General features: G+C 53.4%; 13 protein-coding genes. 7 read left to right on the top strand and 6 right to left on the bottom strand.

Going from position 1 to position 16,863, the window contains the following annotated elements; translation table 11 throughout:
- Positions 1–3: 3 nt before the first annotated feature.
- The 4 genes from ABC502_RS10840 to ABC502_RS10825 form a co-directional block, all read right to left on the bottom strand.
- Positions 4–1,020: a WYL domain-containing protein gene (locus ABC502_RS10840; RefSeq protein WP_345915903.1), complete on the bottom strand. Its 1,017-nt coding sequence runs from the start codon at positions 1,018–1,020 to the stop codon at positions 4–6.
- Between the two features lie 517 nt (positions 1,021–1,537).
- Positions 1,538–2,539: a hypothetical protein gene (locus ABC502_RS10835; RefSeq protein WP_345915902.1), complete on the bottom strand. Its 1,002-nt coding sequence runs from the start codon at positions 2,537–2,539 to the stop codon at positions 1,538–1,540.
- Between the two features lie 152 nt (positions 2,540–2,691).
- Positions 2,692–2,847 (bottom strand): hypothetical protein, encoded by a 156-nt coding sequence (locus ABC502_RS10830; RefSeq protein ID WP_345915901.1) that lies wholly within the window; start codon positions 2,845–2,847, stop codon positions 2,692–2,694.
- A gap of 101 nt (positions 2,848–2,948) precedes the next feature.
- Positions 2,949–3,029 (bottom strand): hypothetical protein, encoded by an 81-nt coding sequence (locus tag ABC502_RS10825; RefSeq protein ID WP_345915981.1) that lies wholly within the window; start codon positions 3,027–3,029, stop codon positions 2,949–2,951.
- 490 nt (positions 3,030–3,519) lie between these two features.
- Between ABC502_RS10825 and ABC502_RS10820 the strand changes: the two genes are divergently transcribed.
- The 4 genes from ABC502_RS10820 to ABC502_RS10805 all read left to right on the top strand — a co-directional run bounded on the left by ABC502_RS10820 (position 3,520) and on the right by ABC502_RS10805 (position 6,099).
- Positions 3,520–4,863 (top strand): HipA domain-containing protein, encoded by a 1,344-nt coding sequence (locus tag ABC502_RS10820; RefSeq protein WP_345915900.1) that lies wholly within the window; start codon positions 3,520–3,522, stop codon positions 4,861–4,863.
- Positions 4,844–5,125: a helix-turn-helix transcriptional regulator gene (locus ABC502_RS10815; protein WP_345915899.1), complete on the top strand. Its 282-nt coding sequence runs from the start codon at positions 4,844–4,846 to the stop codon at positions 5,123–5,125. The genes ABC502_RS10820 and ABC502_RS10815 overlap by 20 nt, the downstream gene beginning before the upstream one ends.
- A gap of 22 nt (positions 5,126–5,147) precedes the next feature.
- Positions 5,148–5,705 carry a 3'-5' exonuclease gene (locus ABC502_RS10810; protein ID WP_345915898.1) on the top strand — a complete coding sequence of 186 codons (558 nt, stop codon included), beginning with the start codon at positions 5,148–5,150 and terminating at the stop codon, positions 5,703–5,705.
- 61 nt (positions 5,706–5,766) lie between these two features.
- Positions 5,767–6,099 (top strand): hypothetical protein, encoded by a 333-nt coding sequence (locus ABC502_RS10805; protein ID WP_345915897.1) that lies wholly within the window; start codon positions 5,767–5,769, stop codon positions 6,097–6,099.
- A gap of 188 nt (positions 6,100–6,287) precedes the next feature.
- Here ABC502_RS10805 and ABC502_RS10800 read toward each other — a convergent pair whose 3' ends face one another.
- Together ABC502_RS10800 and ABC502_RS10795 are read right to left on the bottom strand one after the other, a co-directional pair.
- On the bottom strand, positions 6,288–6,602 hold the full coding sequence (locus ABC502_RS10800) for a DNA-binding transcriptional regulator (protein WP_330089166.1): 315 nt from the start codon (positions 6,600–6,602) through the stop codon (positions 6,288–6,290).
- Entirely contained in the window at positions 6,589–6,921 is a 333-nt protein-coding gene (locus ABC502_RS10795) for a type II toxin-antitoxin system RelE/ParE family toxin (RefSeq protein ID WP_345915896.1), read from the bottom strand. The genes ABC502_RS10800 and ABC502_RS10795 overlap by 14 nt, the downstream gene beginning before the upstream one ends.
- A 277-nt stretch (positions 6,922–7,198) precedes the next feature.
- Between ABC502_RS10795 and recC the strand changes: the two genes are divergently transcribed.
- From recC to recD, 3 genes are read left to right on the top strand one after another with little or no spacing between them, the layout of a single operon-like run.
- A complete protein-coding gene (gene recC, locus ABC502_RS10790; protein WP_345915895.1) occupies positions 7,199–10,651 on the top strand; it encodes an exodeoxyribonuclease V subunit gamma in 3,453 nt (1,150 codons plus the stop codon).
- On the top strand, positions 10,648–14,613 hold the full coding sequence (gene recB, locus ABC502_RS10785; protein WP_345915894.1) for an exodeoxyribonuclease V subunit beta: 3,966 nt from the start codon (positions 10,648–10,650) through the stop codon (positions 14,611–14,613). Before recC ends, recB begins: the two co-directional genes overlap by 4 nt.
- Positions 14,610–16,802 carry an exodeoxyribonuclease V subunit alpha gene (recD, locus tag ABC502_RS10780; RefSeq protein WP_345915893.1) on the top strand — a complete coding sequence of 731 codons (2,193 nt, stop codon included), beginning with the start codon at positions 14,610–14,612 and terminating at the stop codon, positions 16,800–16,802. The genes recB and recD overlap by 4 nt, the downstream gene beginning before the upstream one ends.
- Positions 16,803–16,863 lie beyond the last annotated feature (61 nt).

Genomic DNA, 16,863 nt, shown 5'->3' with positions numbered 1-16,863 from the left:
CTCCTACACCGTGCTTTGATACTGCTGCATGGCCTTACTCAGACGCTTAATCACCCGCTCGCGCAGCGATGCGGGTGCTATTACCGTAAGCGAACTGCTTTGCATCATCAACCATAAATCCAGCTGGATGCCACTAAACACCGTAGCGGTAAGTCGGTAGCTTTCATCGGGGTATGGCCGCAGTGTCATATCATGCGATAACGGAGTTTCCTGTAGCAGAGTCACCAAGTCGCCACGCACCTGCGCTTCCAGCTTAATTTGCTCGCCCTCACTAAATTGCATTGCGCCATTGGCTAGGTAGTCTTGTAACTTAAAGTCTGCAGGGCGAATGGCCGCTTCGTCGCACAAGGTTACCGACTTAAATCGATGCAACACAAAACGCAGCGGATCATGGTAGGGCACGCAGCTGGCAATCAGGTAACTGACGGCACCGCGCTGTACCAATGCCAGGGGATTCAGCCTATAAGACTTAGGTGCATTGTGGTGCGGCGACATATACTGCGCATCCAGCTGTTTATCGCGAAGCAGTGCTTCCTGAATACTTTCCAGTAAGACAGCATCAACCCCCGGCGGCAGCAGTGCCATCCCGGGTTCAACCACCGCCACTTTATCCAGCCAGGCCGCCCCAGGTGCATCTTCCTGCAGTGCGCGCAGTTTATTGTGCGCCTGCATAAAACGTGAGGTCAGCGGCTGCAGCATGGAGGAGGGCACCACAAACCGCAGGCTTTGCTCCACCAACTGCAGACTTAGTGCATCCATCAGGCTGATCCCCGGTAAATCCAGTGAGGTTTCTTGCATCCAATACCAACCATAGGGCGTGCCTTTGTCGTTGCATTGCAGTGGGAAAATGCCAGAGAGCATCTGCAAATCGCGCTCAACCGTGCGTTTGGTGACGGTAAAGCCGCGATCCATTAGCTGTGCGGTCAGGTGCTTTGCTTCAGCTCCGGGCGCTCTGCTTGGCAGTAGCTTTAACAGCTCCCAGTGCCGGCTGATGGTCGGTGCGCTTTTTACAGAAGACATACGGATATCCAATGAGTTTAAAGGGATCTCATGTCCTGTAGGATAGCATTTAATCGCGACGTATGGTGTCGCAGTGCGGCGTTAAAGTACCCATATCAAGCGAAGAGGAGTTGATGCAATGCCTGTAAAGCCTAAGCAAGTATCCAGGGTGGAAAATTCCACATCTGATCTAGCCAATCAATTGCAAGTCCCGTCCATGGTTATACTGCTTTGGCTACCTGAAGCTGTAGCAAACTGAACAACTATTCAGGCGTTACTGCAAGCAGATGCAGCTAAAACCATGCAAACAAGCCATGGCCCAAGCTATAAGCCTAGCGTGCCTGACCCCAGGCGATAGCGGCTTAATGCAAGCTAAAAGCTGTAGCGCCTTCGCGACCAATTGGGTTTGTTTTATAGTCAGTATATTGGCCATAAAAGCTTGCTTAGCTGTAGGCTTTTATGGCATTAATGAAAAAATTAGGTAGTTCGGATGCTGTAATATAATGGTACTGATGGACTTTTCATATAATACCAACCTCTAAGGAATCGGAAAATACGATTCGCCAATTTGCTTCTTCAGCGGTACTTTATCTTCCTCATTGAAAGTCCATACTGAAAATTTGGAATCTAGTTCAGTTAGCTTTTCTAAGAAGATTTTATAGTCAGATGGGACATGATTAATAACCAACCACCTTTCAATGAAACTAAATGAGCATTGTTTTGCTTGTTGAATGGAGTAGTCAAGCAATTGACCATAAGCAAGTCGGATCTTAGTACGATCAATAGAGTTAGATTCACTATTACCTAAAAATTTAAGCTCTAAAATGGCCAGTGGGAGATCTGAATTATTATTTTTCGGGCATAACATAATGTCTATACGGCCAATATCTGATTTCTGCTCTGAAGAAACTTCATATTCATCAATGGCATGTTGTTGCTTCAAGTACTTCACTAATGGTTCTTGGAGTATCGTTACTTCATTAAGCCATGCTTCAATTTCACCTTCATTAGGCTTACGTACAACAGACTTTGGTGATGAAGCTGCATTCCCCTCAGGCAATCTCATAAAAGAGAGATCGCAAATGGAATTTCCATCAAAGTATCTTTGTAGTAAAGTAGAGCCCTCATGCCGCTGTAAAAATTCGAAATATCGCTCTATAGCAGAAGAATCAATATCCCCAAGCTCGATCCCTTTAACTGTACCAAATACGTTCTCTACACCATCTAGCTTATGGATTTTGGACTTTAAGGCTTTTTCTTTCTTCGTGCCTTGCCCCCCCCACGAAACAACAGGCCCCTTGCCATTTCTTGGCGAACCTATTGAAAGTACGACTCGATTTTTAACTTCGTTATCGAGATGACTTCGCTTAGATCCAATCCGAATAACGGGCTTCATTTTTTTCGAATTTGTAACAACAAAAAGATCGCACTGATGAAAAACTGCTCGAGTCGCTTCTAATAATGACTTAATAACAAGTAGTTCAGACTCCTCTGCCATTGACTCAAACTGTTCGGCTAATTCTTTTGAACTATGTGCCATTTTTTATTCCTGTAAATTATTCTAACTTATAGCATAGAGGTATCGTTTAAATTTCACCAGTTGGTACTGGCTATTGTTTTCATTGTTTAATTGGAAGCAGTTGGCAGTAAATTCCCAGTACGGAATTACTGTGAAAATTTGCTCAAAAACCATCAAAAAGCATGCCGCTGCACCTCAGCTAAATTAGCCACCATGATCTGCTGGGCCTCGGGCCTGGCGTCTATTTTGGTCAAATCCAGGTTCAGTGCCTGCACGGCATAAGGCACCAGGGCGGAGCGCACTTCGATGATGCGCTTGCCTTGGTTCATGTTGTAGTCGGTTTCAATAATGGCTTTTTGGTACTCGGTTAACCGGGTATCAGCTCTATCGGTACCAGGGTATTCCAGCGGTTGTCATCCTGCTGGTGCTGCTAGGCTTTGCCTTCCACGCTATGAAAGCGGCTTAGCACAAAATCCCGAAAATCACGGTTCTTTTCGCAGTAAGCCCGCACATGCCAGCGCTGTGGGGTGAAAACCAGACTGTGCGGCGCAATGCAGTACAGTACAGCCTAAACTTGGCATGCTGCCGGTTTTGCTGTTGCTGTTTCCACTCTACGTGCAGGTCTTTTGCTTTCCACTTGCCAAAACCGGTTAAATTGTCTGAGCGGGTAGCCGTTTGGGTGAGAGAGGATGTGCTGGATTGGATCCAGAGTAAAGTAGCCGAGCGCGAGCAACGTTAGCCAGCTCGACTTAGCTTTAGGTGTTTCAAAGCAGTAAGGATTCGTTAGTTTTGTAACACCTGAAGCACCACCGAGCCATCTGATCGTCTGCAAGCCTTGCAGGTATTGGCAGTTCGACTGCTGAGCTGGAAGTCGAACTGGTTCTGACTGCGAACGATAGTTTGATTCCGTTTTATTGCTGTCTGATACCGGTTTACGGTAGATTGACTCTGTTTTGTGAGCTATGATTGCTTTTATTCGGTAACAAAGTTCCGGTGGTAGGGTGAAGAAGCTTACGTTGCAGTTGTTCAATCAGGGGCGGTGGTGGGATGCAGCCGAACTCAACTTTCTGGGTGATGATCTCAGCAGTCCTGTTCGGCTCAGCTATCTGAGCGCGTATATTCGTGATGCGGCCAAGTACGACACCGTTGACAGTTGGGCTTGTTCAGTCAACGCACCGGTTAGCATTTTGCCCGTCGATTACCCTGGTTGGCCTTCGTTGCTGGACGACTTGTTGCCGGTTGGCAAATCACGTGACTGGTGGCTGAATTATCTTGATGTCAGCCGACAAAGTATTTTTTCGCAAAACTTCGCTTTACTAACCCATGCCTGCACGGCACCTATTGGTAATCTTCGCATTAAAGAGTCCGTTGCTTTAGTAAGTGGAGTCAACCAAAAAGCCTTTCCTCTCGATGCCGTTGTGGCGCTGCAACACGACTTTTTAGAGTATGCCAATGAACACGGTGCTGCGGTTGGCGGTGCGACCGGGGCTGTTGGGGTTGCACCAAAGCTGCTGTTGATGGTGAGCGGGCAGTTGGTATACATCGATGCAGATTTTGCTGGCAAACCCCTAAACGCCATTCCATATTTGACCAAATTTGCCCGCAATCAGCGCACTGCGCGTGATAATCATATTTTGCAGGCCGAAGGTGCATTTTACCAAATTTTGGCCGAGGTTTTACAAGGCACTGAGATTGCTAGCCTGGATGCAAGCCGAATGATGGTGCTGGAACATGAAGGCCAAACCAGCTTGTGGCTTCCGCGCTTTGATGTTGTGGTTGAGGAGGGCAAAGCGGTTCGGCTGGGTATGGAAAGCATTTACTCAATGCTGAATGCCGGCCCTGGCAGTTATCAAAACCATTTTGCGGTGATGGACGCTATTTGGTCGAAAATAAGCCACTGTACCAGCATGTCGTCGGTTGATTTTGCCAAACAGTATCTGGCCAGGGATTTTCTGAATGTGATGTTTGGTAATTCCGACAACCATGGTCGCAATATCTCATTTTTGAAATCTCAGGGCGATATCCGGTTTGCTCCCATTTATGATTTTGCGCCGATGAAAGCGGATCCCGAAAACATCACGCGGCTTTTTAAATGGGGCGAGCATTTTGAAATGGCTGGTGTTGTTCGATTTGACAAAGTGGTCCAGCAGTTAGCGCATTATGGCTCTCCTTCAGAGCTGCTGGATTTTTTAATCATGCTTAGTAAACCCTTATTGCGTTTACCTGAGTTACTGCAGCAGCATGGTTGCCCTGCTGAAATTATCAACTTTCCGGCCCTTGGTTTTTATCGTGTGCATGAAAAGCTAACTGAATTGGGGGTGCAGCATGACAAGCTCGTCAGCTGAGCAACGGCTGGAGTTAATCCACGACATTGAAACGGCGATTGAGGCCGGGTCCCTTTCGCTGGGTGAGGCCATTAGGCGCATTCGTACCGAATTGTATGACATGACTCAAACGCAATACGCAGCGTACACCAAGGTGTCGGATAAAACGCTCAGAGACATTGAAAGAGGTCAGACGGATCCACGTTTGTCCGTACTAGCGAAGCTATTAGCTCCGGGTGGTTTTAAACTAAGCGCCCGCTTTGTGCCACGCAGAGTTGTTTAACCGCTCGAAAAAAGTGATGGTTATGACGAAACACCTGCTGATTGTCGATCTGGAAGCCACTTGCTGGGATGGTGATGTGCCTGGCCTTAATCGTCGTCAAACTGTTGAAGATATGGAAGTCATTGAGTTTGGCTGCGTAGTGGCAGATCCCGATGGCACGGTGGTGGATGCTCAGTCGTTTCTGGTGCGCCCAGTGTTACGGCCACAGCTTAGTGCCTTTTGCACCGAGTTAACTGGGATTACGCAGCAGCAAGTAGCTGTCGCGCCGGTTTATGCTGAGGTGGTTTTAGCCGTAGATGCATGGCTAGCCAAATATCAGCCGGTATGCTGGGCCTCTTGGGGCGAGTACGACCGCCGTCAACTGGAAGCGGAACAACAGCGGCATGGCTGCGCGCCAAAATTCTTGGCTTTGCCGCACAAAAACCTGAAGCAATTGTGGCGTGAGGGCAGGGCCGCTAAACGCCGCTCTGGTTTGCAAGCTGCATTTGCTTTTCATGGGCTTGTCTTTGAAGGCCGTTATCATCGGGGTATCGACGATGCACGCAACATGGCTCGGTTGCTGCCGTGGATCCCTTTGTAGGCTTTGGGTTTAAATTAATGATATCGGTAGCACAGCAAATACCAGTTGAGCGGGGGAGAGCATGAGTGATACCTGGATTGTCGATCTGCGCCACTATCTCAATGAGTATGGCGCCATTGCCATAAGCTCAGGCCCTGGCTGGCGATTGGCCGAGTACTTTACTGCGATAACACAAGAAACGACGGGAGATCCCTATGGGGAACATCTGTACCCCAAGGTTCCTTGTCGCAGGCGACCCAACCGTAAGTCGTGTGTTGGTGAAATTGCCAGCTATATTGATCCAGACGATCAACAGATTGTTTGGATTTGCCCTGTCTGTGGTGACAATGGCACGATATCAGGCTGGCAGGGCACGCTGTGGGACCTTACCCGAGCTGACACTACTGCACACTGAGTTGGCGTGAACACACAAAAGCCAAACCATCACTTTTTTCTAGTCCGCAGTTTTTCTGGCGAATGAACAGCTTATGAGTTAGGGGCTGAAGCATGGCATCGAATAAAGCGTTGCGCGATATTGAAAAAGCCAAACGGCTCCACGCCTGTTGGTGCTGACGAGGCCATTAACGCCGACTTTTCGAAGCGTTATAGCTTGGAAATATAAGCCAGTGTTTCTGGATGACGCTGGACTAACTTTAAAAGTGTGACTGCCTGACCATTGGGTGCACTGCGTCCTTGTTCCCAGTTTTCTAATGTGCGCGAAGACGTGTGAAGTAACCGCGCAAAAACACCACGGGACATATTAAACTGCTCTCGAATACTCACAATTTCATTTGGTGTAATATTCAACTCACCCACATCACTGACTTGATGTGTTTTTAGCGTCAACTTTCCTTCAGAATGCTGCTTAGCTTCCACAAGAGCCAAGCTTAACTCTGCAAATAAATCACGATTGCTCATTGCGCCACGCCTCCATAAAAGCCATCAGTTGTTTTCTTTGACTTGCGTTCAAATCTGACATTTCATTTTTGCCATAAATCGTCAGCAAGTAGAAGCGCCTTTTCTCATCAAGAAAGTAATAGATAACACGGGAGCCACCACTTTTTCCCTTACCTTTACTTGCAACTCGAGTTTTCCGCAAACCGCCAGTACCTTGAATCACATCACCCATTTTCGGGTTAAGCATTAACTCAGCCTGGAAGAGCCTATACTCTTCATCATTGAGATAAGCTTCGCGGTATTTTTCAAAAATAGATGATTCGACAAATACGCTTTTCATCTACAAATTGTACGCGATAAGCGTATAGATGGCAAGGGGCACGAATTTTGGCTTGCAAGCTGCATTGGCTTTTCATGGGCTTGTATTTGAAGGGCGCCATCACCGCGGTATCGACGATGCCTGCAACATGGCCCGGCTGTTGCCGTGGATTTCACTGTAAGTTAAACAGTCAGTTAAACAGTCAGTCCTGCCTATCAAGCACAGAAGGATTCATTGAATGCAACAAGCTATGGCATACTGTGAAAAAGTAAGTGACACAGATTAGAACAGGGATCCGATGACAGCTCAGGATTGGCCTACAGGTTTTATGGTGCTACAGGGCAACCGGCTGGAGCAATTGCGTGATGTGATGCTGCAGTGGTGTCAGCGCTATCCGTTAGCACCGCTGGAAACCGAAACTTTTCTGGTACAAAGCAATGGGATTGCCCAGTGGCTGAAACTGGCGCTGGCCGCACCAAAAGCGCAGGGAGGTCTTGGCATTGCAGCCGGGATTTGTACCGAGTTGCCGGGCCGGTTTTTATGGCAGGCTTACCGCACTGTGCTGCCGGCCTTACCGGCCGAGTCGCCTTACAACAAAGATGCACTTGGCTGGCGCTTGTACCGCCTGCTTCAGCAGTTGCCGGAGCTTTCGGAACTTGCACCCTTGCATGGTTTTTTGGCCAAAGATCCCACCGATGCCAGGCGTTGTTATCAGCTGGCGTTTCAGCTGGCCGATTTATTTGACCAGTATCAGGTGTATCGGGCCGATTGGCTGCAGCAGTGGCAGCAAGGCAACGACAGCATCGATGGCCATCCGCTGCCGGCTCACCAGCTGTGGCAGCCTTGGCTGTGGCGTCAGTTGCAGCAGGAGATCCAAAGCCAGCAGCCCACAGCTTTAAGCCGTGCTGATGTGCATCAGCAATTTTTAACCGCCTGCCAGCAATTACAGGCCCGACCGGCCGGCTTGCCACGGCGGGTGGTAGTGTTTGGCATTTCCTCATTGCCGCGCCAAACGCTGGATGCTCTGCACGCCTTATCGCCGTTTTGTCAGGTGCTGCTTTTTGTCAGCAATCCCTGCCAGCAGTATTGGGGCGATTTGATTGATGGCCGCGATTTATTGCGCCAGGAATACCGCCGGGCCAGGCGGCCCGGTGAGCACCCACTGGCTCAGTTATCGGCAGAGCAGTTGCACCTGGCCGGGAACCCTTTACTGGCAGCGCTTGGCAAGCAAGGCCGGGATTACCTGCATTTGTTGGATGAGCTGGATGACAGCGGCCGTTATCAGCAGTATTTTGCCGGTCGCATTGATTTGTTTGAGTCGCCAGGCGAAGACAGCTTATTGCAGCAGCTGCAGCAGGATATTCTTGAGCTGCGCTCGGCCGAAGAGCGCGCCGGCATGAAAACGAAGGTACCAGTCAGTGATCGCAGCCTGCAGTTTATGCGTTGTCATAGCCCGTTGCGGGAGCTGGAAGTCCTGCACGACCAACTGCTGCATGAGCTCAGTCAGGCCAATGAGCAGGGCCAGTCGCTTACGCCACGCGATATTCTGGTGATGGTGCCGGATATCAACCAATATGCCCCTTACATTGCGGCTACTTTTGGGCGGTTTCGGCCAGAAGATCCGCGGTATTTGCCGTACTTTGTTGCCGATCAGGGACTGCGTCACCGCAATAGCCTGTTGCTGGCTTTTGAAACCCTGCTTCGTTTGCCGGATAACCGTTTTACCGTCAGCGCCATGCTGGACTTGCTGGACACCTCTGCGCTGCAACAGCGCTTTGGGCTGGATGAAGCCGGCGTTGCCCGCTTAAAGCCCTGGATTGAAGGGGCCAATATTCGCTGGGGATTAAGCGGCCAGCAACGGGCAGCCTTTGGCTTGCCCGAACAACTGGAGCAAAACAGCTGGTGGTTTGGCCTAAAGCGGATGCTGCTGGGCTATGTGGTTGGCGAGGGCGAAGCCTGGCAGGACATCGAGCCTTACGATGAAGTGGCAGGGCTGGATGCCGCTTTGGTTGGGCCTTTGGCCGAGCTGGTGCATGCGCTGGAACAAAGTTGGCAGCAGTTGCAGCAGCCCCATAAAGCGGCAGACTGGCAACCGTTGCTCTTGATGTTGCTGGAGCAATTTTTTGTGCCGCAAAGCCCGGCCGATCAGCAGGCAGATGCCCGCATTCGCCAGCAATTAAGCCGCTTTTTGCAACACCTGGCCGACAGCGGACTGGCTGAGCAGCCGCTGGCATTGGAGGTGGTGCGCGATGCGCTGTTAAGCGAGCTGGATCAGCCCAGTCTGCAGCAGCGCTTTTTGGCCGGAGCGGTGAACTTTGCCACCCTGATGCCGATGCGGGCCATTCCTTTTGGTCAGATCTGGCTGCTGGGCATGAACGATGGCGATTATCCGCGTCCGGTCCGGCGCAATGATTTTGATCTGATGCAAGCCGGTTATCGCCCGGGGGATCGTTCGCGCCGGGACGATGATCATTACCTGTTTTTAGAAGCTCTGCAGGCGGCCCGCCACAAATTGGTGCTGAGCTGGGTGGGTTTTAGTATCCGTGATAACAGCGAAAAACCGCCTTCAGTACTGGTTGGGCTGTTAAGGGATTATCTGGAAACAGCCTATCCAGAGCAAAAGCTGTTGCAGCAGCTGACGGTGGATCATCCCCTGCAACCCTTTAGCCGCCGTTACTTTGAAGCGGTGCGGGACCCGCGCTTGTTCAGCTATGCCGAAGACTGGCGCGCCGCTTTGGAGCCAGGCATGGCTGAGGCTGCGGATACAGCGCCGCCAGATTTTCCACTGGAAGCCACGCACATTCGTCTGAGCGATTTGGCCAGTTTTTTACGGCATCCGGCCCGCGTGCTGTATCAAAAGCGGCTGGGAATTTACAGTGGCTTTGAGCCGGACAGTGAACGTGACGATGAGCTTTTTGTCGCTGGTGGCCTGGATGGCTGGGTGCTGGATCAGGCGTTGATCGCCCGGTTGGAGCAGGGGTTAAGTGCTGGCAGTACGCCCCAAGGCCAACCACTGACTACCGAGCAACTGCTGCAGCAGGAAACAACCCGGTTGCAGCGGGCCGGCGCTTTACCGATGGGCGGCTTTGGCGCTTTATTGATGCAGCAAAAAAATCAACAGCTGGCGCCGTTGCTACAGCAGTGGCAACAGCTGCAGCTGCAATCGGTACCTTATGGCGACACCCTCTACTGGCAGCAGATGCTGGATGAAACGCTGCCGGTAGTGTTTGAAGACAGCCTGAGCGATATTCGTCAGCATCAGGATGGCCGTTTGCTGCGTTTAATGGTGCAGCCCAGCCGGTTGTTTGATGCGAAGCAGCAACTGAAAAGCTACCATCTGTGTCGCTTTTGGCCGGCGCATCTGCTGGCACAGCAGGCCGGTGCAGTTGAAACCCTGTTGATTGGGCCGGATGCAATTTTTCGCTTGCCGTCGCTTGATCAAGCGCAGGCTATGCAGCTGTTTAATCAATTGTTGGATGCTTACCTGCAAGCGCTGCAACGTCCTTTGCCGCTGGCCTGTAAAACCATGCTGGCCTTTTTCGGCGGCGATGAAAAAGCCGCCATCCAGAGTTACGAAGGCAGTGATTTTCAAGGCGATTACGCCATTACTGCTGAAGTGCGCGATTATCCGCTGTTGCAACGCTACTGGCCTGATTTTGAGCAACTTAGCATCGATGCCGACTTTGCAGCTCTTGGCGAGGCGCTGTATGCACCACTGTTGCAGCAGCTGGCGTTAGGAGGAAGCCAATGATGAAAGCACAGGACTTGGATTTACTGCGTTTTCCGCTTTATGGCAGTCGCCTGATTGAAGCCAGTGCCGGCACCGGCAAGACCTTTTCGCTGGCCTTGCTCTATGTGCGGCTGGTGCTGGGCCATGGGGATGCGCCTAGCTCTGAGCATAGCTATGAGCCTAGTTCTGAACATAGTTCTGAGCAAAACTCAGAAACATCAGCCTACAGCCGGCCGCTCACGCCACGAGATATCCTGGTGCTGACCTTTACCGAAGCGGCGACAGAGGAACTCCGTAGCCGGGTGCGGCAACGCCTGGTGGAAGCGGCCCGCCTGTTTCGTCAGTCCCCGTCTGCGCTGCGTCAACAGCCCCCGGCGGCGGATCCGTTGTGGCAGTTGGTACTGAGTTACCCGGATCAGGATTGGCCAGCTTGTGCTTTGCGCTTAAAGCGGGCGGCGGAAGCCATGGATGAAGCCATGATTGCCACCATTCATGGTTGGTGCCATAAAATGCTGGCGGAGCATGCCTTTGATAGCCGCGGCTTGTTTCAACGAGAGCTGTTAACCGATCAGACGGAATTGCTGGATACGCTGGTTAAAGACTACTGGCGCCAGCACTTTTACCCCTTATCGGCCGATGGTGCTGCCGTGGTGCAGCAGTGTTATCTGAACCCGGATCGGTTGCGTAAAGCCTTGCTCTCCCTGTTAAGCCAGGCCGAGCCGGTGCTGCTGTTTGCCGGTGCTCCTCTTAAGCTTGAGCAGGACGCTGAGTTGCAGGCATTGCTAACTGAAGCCATCGCCGCCAGGCAACAGCAGCAAGCGCAGCAGGCCGCCTTTGCCACTTTGGAGCAGTCAGTACAAAAGTTATGGGCTGAGCATTGGCCGGAACTTGAGCAGCAGCTGCTGGCATTGCAAAGTCGCTTTAATGCCACCCGGCATTATTCCAATACCACAGACAAGTTTCAGCGCATGTTAAGCGAGCTGGCGCAGTGGAGCCTGGGGCAGCGCGCCTTCGATAAGAAAATGGCCAATTTTGCCACCGGGCGTTTTGTCTGGAAAAAAGATCAGGCACCAGAGTCCGAGCCGGATCACCCGGCCTTTATCGCTATGGCTGCTTTGGCCGACTTGCTGGAGCAGCAGGCAGAGGCGGACGATGCGAGTCAGATCTGCCTGAAAGAGGGCATTTTAAGCCATGCCCTTTACTGGTGCCGGCGCGAGCTGAAGCGGCGGCTGAACCGCCAGGCGCAGCTGGGGTTTAACGATTTACTGACCGAACTGCATCAGGCACTGGATCCGGAGCAGGCCGGTGAGCACGCCAGCCAATTGGCGGCCGCTATTCGGGCAGCGTATCCGGTGGCACTGATTGACGAGTTTCAGGATACCGATCCGGTGCAATACGGTATTTTCAACCGTATTTACCGTATTGCTGACAACGATACCCATACCGCCGTGGTGCTGATTGGTGATCCCAAGCAAGCCATTTACAGCTTTCGCGGTGCCGATATTCATACCTACTTGCAGGCACGGCAGGATACCGCCGGCCGCCATTACAGTTTAAGCCGCAACTTTCGCTCTACCCAGGCGGTGGTCGATGCCTGCAATCAGCTGTTTATGCAGGCTGAGGCCCATCCGCGCGCTGCCTTTCGCTTTAAAAGCGAGCATGGTGCCGATAATCCGCTGCCCTATACGGCGGTCAGTGCAAGTGGTCGCAACGAGCAACTGCTGCTGGATGGCAAGCCGTTGCCGGCGCTGCACATTCAGCATCTGGCCGGCGATGAGCCCTGGCGTATCGGTGCTTACCGTGAGTACAGTGCGACTCAGTGTGCCAGCCGGATTGCCTTTTTGCTCAATGCCGCCAGTGCCGGACGCTGCCGCTTTGAGGGCGAGCAGAGCCGGCCGCTGGCAGCAGAAGACATTGCGGTGCTGGTGCGCAGCCAGCAAGAGGCGCAGTTGATCAAGGCTGAACTTAGCAAGCTGCAGGTACCGGCGGTGTATTTGTCCGATCGCGGCTCGGTGTTTGCCACGGCCGAAGCGGCGGATGTATTGCTCTGGCTGCGGGCCTGTGCCAGTCCGATGGATTTAAGTTTGGTAAAAGCTGCGCTGGCCACCCCCAGCCTTGGACTCTCGTTGCAGCAACTGATGGCCTGGCAGCAGGATGAGCTGGCGCTGGAAGCCCAGGTTCAGTGTTTTTTGCGCTTGCAGGCCTGCTGGCGCAGCCAGGGGGTGCTGGCGATGCTGCGTCAATTGCTGGATCAGTATCAGCTGCCGGCCCGTTTACTGCGCCAGCAACAGGGCGAGCGGCAACTGACCAATCTGCTGCATCTGGCCGACTGGCTGCAGCAACAGGCGGTGCAGTTGGAGGGCGAGCAGGCACTGATCCGCCACCTGGCCGAGCATCTGGCTGAGCCGGGCGAAGAGCAGGTGATCCGGTTGGAAAGCGATGCGGCCCTGGTCAAAATCATCACCATTCATAAATCCAAAGGCCTGGAGTACCCGCTGGTGTTTTTGCCCTTTGTGGTCGGTTGGCGGCCCATCGATGGCAAGGTACGGCAGGTCCCTTACCGGGATGCGGGCTATAGCGGCACCGAAGTGGCCGGCAAAGAGGCTTTTCCTGCTGCCTGGCAACAAGCCGATGATGAGCGGTTAAGTGAGGATATGCGGCTGTTGTATGTTGCTCTGACCCGGGCACGGCATGGCCTCTGGCTTGGCACCGCGGCTGTTTGTCTGCAGGGCAAAAAAATGCAAAACCATCAGGGCGCTTTTGGCTATTTGTTCAACGGGGATACGCCTTACCAGCAACCAGCCGAGTTGCAGCAGCAGTTGCAGGATCTCCCTAGAGAGGGCGTCCTGCTGCAGCTGGAGCCAGAGGTTGACACTGAGCCTTATCAGCCTACAGAGGCGCTGCCACTGCTGGAGCCGGCCGCTTGCCCACAGCTACCACCTTATCAGCGCTGGTGGATAGCCAGTTACTCGGCCATTCGTTTTCAGGCTCATGCCCATGAGCACCATACGCAGGCAAGCCGCGCGGCAGCAACCGATGTAAGCGAGCCTGACGATGCCAAAGCGGCGCTGCAAGCCGAGCTGTATGCAGCAGACAGCGCCGGAATAACCGGGAATACAGCGAGCTCCCTGCGCCCAACTGTCTCGACCGTCTCATCACAGCTGATGCATCAGCTGCCCAAAGGAGCGGCCTTTGGCACCTTTATTCACGCTTTACTGGAATGGGCAGCTGCGCATCGTTATCTGGATAGCGATGGCCGCAGCTGGTCTGGTTTTGCTGCTGCGGTGCAGGATGCTGCGGGGCGGCTGGCGGAGCTGCAAAGCCGTTGCCAGGCTCTGGGGCTGGCAGAGGCTGCTGAGGCTCTGAGCGACTGGCTGGGGAGTTTTTTGCAGCAGTCGGTGCCAGTGGAGGCGGGCGAGCTGCCGCTGCAACTGATGGCATTAACCCCAGCGCAGATAGCGGTGGAGCTGGAATTTTTATTGCCCAGTGAACAGGTCAGCAGTTGTCAGCTGGATCGGCTGATCCATCACTTTGTGCTGCCAGGGGAGGCGCGGCCACAGGCCGAGCCGGAGCAACTAAACGGTATGGTGAAAGGCTTTATCGATATGGTGGTTGAGCATCAGGGCCGCTACTTTGTGCTGGACTGGAAAACCAACAGCCTGGGGGATGAGGATAGCAGTTACCACCAACAGGCGATGCAGCAGGCGATGTTGAGCCATCGCTACGACATGCAGTTGGTGCTGTACGTCCTTGCGCTGCATCGTTTATTGCAAAGCCGCTTGGCGGATTACGATTACGATCGCCATATCGGCGGCGCCTGGTACTGGTTTGTGCGTGGTGCTGCCGAGCCCAACCAGCACGGACTATGGCAGTACCGGCCAGAGCGGGCATTGATAGAGCAGCTGGATGCACTGTTTCAGGGGGAAACCATGACTGATTCCCTGTGGCAGCAGAGCGATGCGGTGACGGAGGGCTTTGCATGACAACACAGAGCATGACAGCACCGAACATGACAGCACAGGGCGAAACTTCAAATGGGGCTAGGTTATTGCAGCAAGCGCAAGCCTGGAGTGAGGCCGGGCTTGTCCGTAAGCTTGACTGGATGCTGGCCCATTTTTTTTACCGGCAATTGCCAGAGCTGAGCGAATTGGAGCTGCTGGCCATTTTGCTGTGCAGTGAGGCCAATGGTCGCGGCCATGTTTGTCTGGATATCGCTGCTACCCTGGCGCAAGGCACTAATCAGGCGCAGGGCTCTATTCAGACCCAGCCCGGGCGCAGTGAACTCTGGCAGCAGGCCGATGCCGGCTTAAAACAGTACCTGAGCGCTTACACTTTGCAGGATTGGCTACAGCTGTTGCAAGGCTCCAGCCTGGTAAGCTGCCAGTTGCACGATCAGCAAGCGCCTGCCAATGCTCCCTTGGTACTGGCGGGTAGTGCTCCTTTTGTAATGGCAGGCAGCGCGCATCAGCCGCTGTTGTACATGCGTCGTTACTGGCAGTACGAACAGTTGATTGGCCGTGAAATAACCCGCCGTATGCAAGCCGTGCCGGAGCTGGCCGTAGCTTCTGTCGGGGCCTTGTTGCAGGGGCTTTTCCCACAGCATAAGCGCGCAATGCCTTTTGACTGGCAGATGGCCGCCTGTGCTTTAGCGCTGCGCAGTCGTTTTGCCATTATTACCGGTGGGCCCGGCACCGGCAAAACCACTACGGTGATCAAGTTGCTGGCACTGCTGCAGGGGATTCAGCTGACCGGGCAACAAAAACCACTGCAGATCCTGCTGGCGGCCCCCACCGGCAAAGCCGCTGCCCGCCTGAATGAGTCCATTTCCCAGAGTTTGCAGCAGTTGGATGTGAGCGCCTTACCACTACCAGAGCCTGAGCAGCTAAAAGCCTGGTTGCCAACTCAGGTGCAAACCGTGCATCGTTTGCTGGGTGCCCGGCCCGACAGCCGGCACTTTAAGCATCAGCGGCAAAACCCACTGGCCGCCGATGTGGTGGTGGTGGATGAAGCCTCGATGGTGGATGTAGAACTGATGGCGGCGCTGGTGCAGGCCTTGCCAGCCAATTGCCGCTTGTATTTGTTGGGCGACAAGGATCAGTTGGCCTCGGTGGAGGCGGGATCGGTGCTGGGGGACTTGTGTCGTTTTGCCGAAGCCGGCAACTACCGGCCAGGCATAGCGGCCTATTTGCAAGACTTGTGCGCAGCCAGGGTGCCAGAGCAGTTTGTGGCAACAGAGGATGCCCCGGCGCTGGCACAGGTTACTGCGATGCTGCGCCACAGTTATCGCTTTAAAGAAGGGGGGGCTATTCATCAGTTGGCCAGCCTGGTCAATCGTGGCGGTACTGCTACTGAGGTTGAAGCTGCTGCGGCCATGGATCCTTCTGAAAATGCCCGTTCTGCAATAGCGGTTATCAAAGCGATAGCCGCTAAGCAGGACAGCCCGGTACAGTTGCTGCAGCAAAGTATGTCCACATCGGTCGGAGCAGTAGCCCGGACCACGGCATCCACTTTTGCAGCAACGTCTTTTGGCGATGCCCTGAAGGCGTTGCTGCTGACCGGCTACCGGCCGTATTTAACCGCCGTGGCTGGGTTTGACCCTGCAGCCGAGCCAGTGCAGCGTAACCAGGCTGCACTGCAGATTTTGGCATTGCAACGTGATTTTCAGCTGCTTGGCGCTGTGCGCGAAGGGGACTGGGGCGTGCAAGGGCTGAATACCCGCATCGAGCAGCTACTGGCCCGGCATGATCTGATCAAGCCGCAGAGCCAGGCCTGGTATCCGGGCCGGCCGGTGCTGATGACCCGCAACGATTATCACTTGCAGCTGATGAATGGCGATATTGGTGTCTGTTTAGCCATGCAGGAGCAAGCGGGCACGGTACTGCGGGTGGCGTTTTCGGATGGTGAGGGAGGTATTCGCTGGGTGTTGCCCAGCCGGTTGCACAGCGTCGAAACGGTGTTTGCCATGACGGTGCATAAATCACAGGGTTCAGAGTTTGGCCATACTGCCTTGCTGTTGCCGGCGAGCAGTAGTCCGGTGCTGACCCGTGAGCTGCTTTATACCGGTATCACCCGGGCCAAAACAAGGTTTACCCTGATTTACGATAATGATGCTGTGCTGGCCAGTACCATAGCGCAGCGTGTGCAGCGGGCCAGTGGCTTTGCTTTGGTGTGATAGGGGCTTTAACCCAAAGAAAATGCCGGCTTCTAGCCGGCATTTTTAATCAGTAAAGCAG

It is taken from the genome of Alkalimonas sp. NCh-2, from assembly GCF_039631345.1.
Taxonomy (GTDB): domain Bacteria; phylum Pseudomonadota; class Gammaproteobacteria; order Enterobacterales; family Alteromonadaceae; genus Alkalimonas; species Alkalimonas mucilaginosa.
This window is presented reverse-complemented; position numbering and strand designations above follow the sequence as displayed.

What these genes read in the sequence shown, in the direction of transcription:
- ABC502_RS10840 (WP_345915903.1), bottom strand. Translation starts at nt 1,020, where the DNA reads ATGTCTTCTGTAAAAAGCGCACCGACCATCAGCCGGCACTGGGAGCTG.
- ABC502_RS10835 (WP_345915902.1), bottom strand. Translation starts at nt 2,539, where the DNA reads ATGGCACATAGTTCAAAAGAATTAGCCGAACAGTTTGAGTCAATGGCA.
- ABC502_RS10830 (WP_345915901.1), bottom strand. Translation starts at nt 2,847, where the DNA reads ATGAACCAAGGCAAGCGCATCATCGAAGTGCGCTCCGCCCTGGTGCCT.
- ABC502_RS10815 (WP_345915899.1), top strand. Translation starts at nt 4,844, where the DNA reads ATGACAAGCTCGTCAGCTGAGCAACGGCTGGAGTTAATCCACGACATT.
- ABC502_RS10810 (WP_345915898.1), top strand. Translation starts at nt 5,148, where the DNA reads ATGACGAAACACCTGCTGATTGTCGATCTGGAAGCCACTTGCTGGGAT.
- ABC502_RS10805 (WP_345915897.1), top strand. Translation starts at nt 5,767, where the DNA reads ATGAGTGATACCTGGATTGTCGATCTGCGCCACTATCTCAATGAGTAT.
- ABC502_RS10800 (WP_330089166.1), bottom strand. Translation starts at nt 6,602, where the DNA reads ATGAGCAATCGTGATTTATTTGCAGAGTTAAGCTTGGCTCTTGTGGAA.
- ABC502_RS10795 (WP_345915896.1), bottom strand. Translation starts at nt 6,921, where the DNA reads ATGAAAAGCGTATTTGTCGAATCATCTATTTTTGAAAAATACCGCGAA.
- recC (WP_345915895.1), top strand. Translation starts at nt 7,199, where the DNA reads ATGACAGCTCAGGATTGGCCTACAGGTTTTATGGTGCTACAGGGCAAC.
- recB (WP_345915894.1), top strand. Translation starts at nt 10,648, where the DNA reads ATGATGAAAGCACAGGACTTGGATTTACTGCGTTTTCCGCTTTATGGC.
- recD (WP_345915893.1), top strand. Translation starts at nt 14,610, where the DNA reads ATGACAACACAGAGCATGACAGCACCGAACATGACAGCACAGGGCGAA.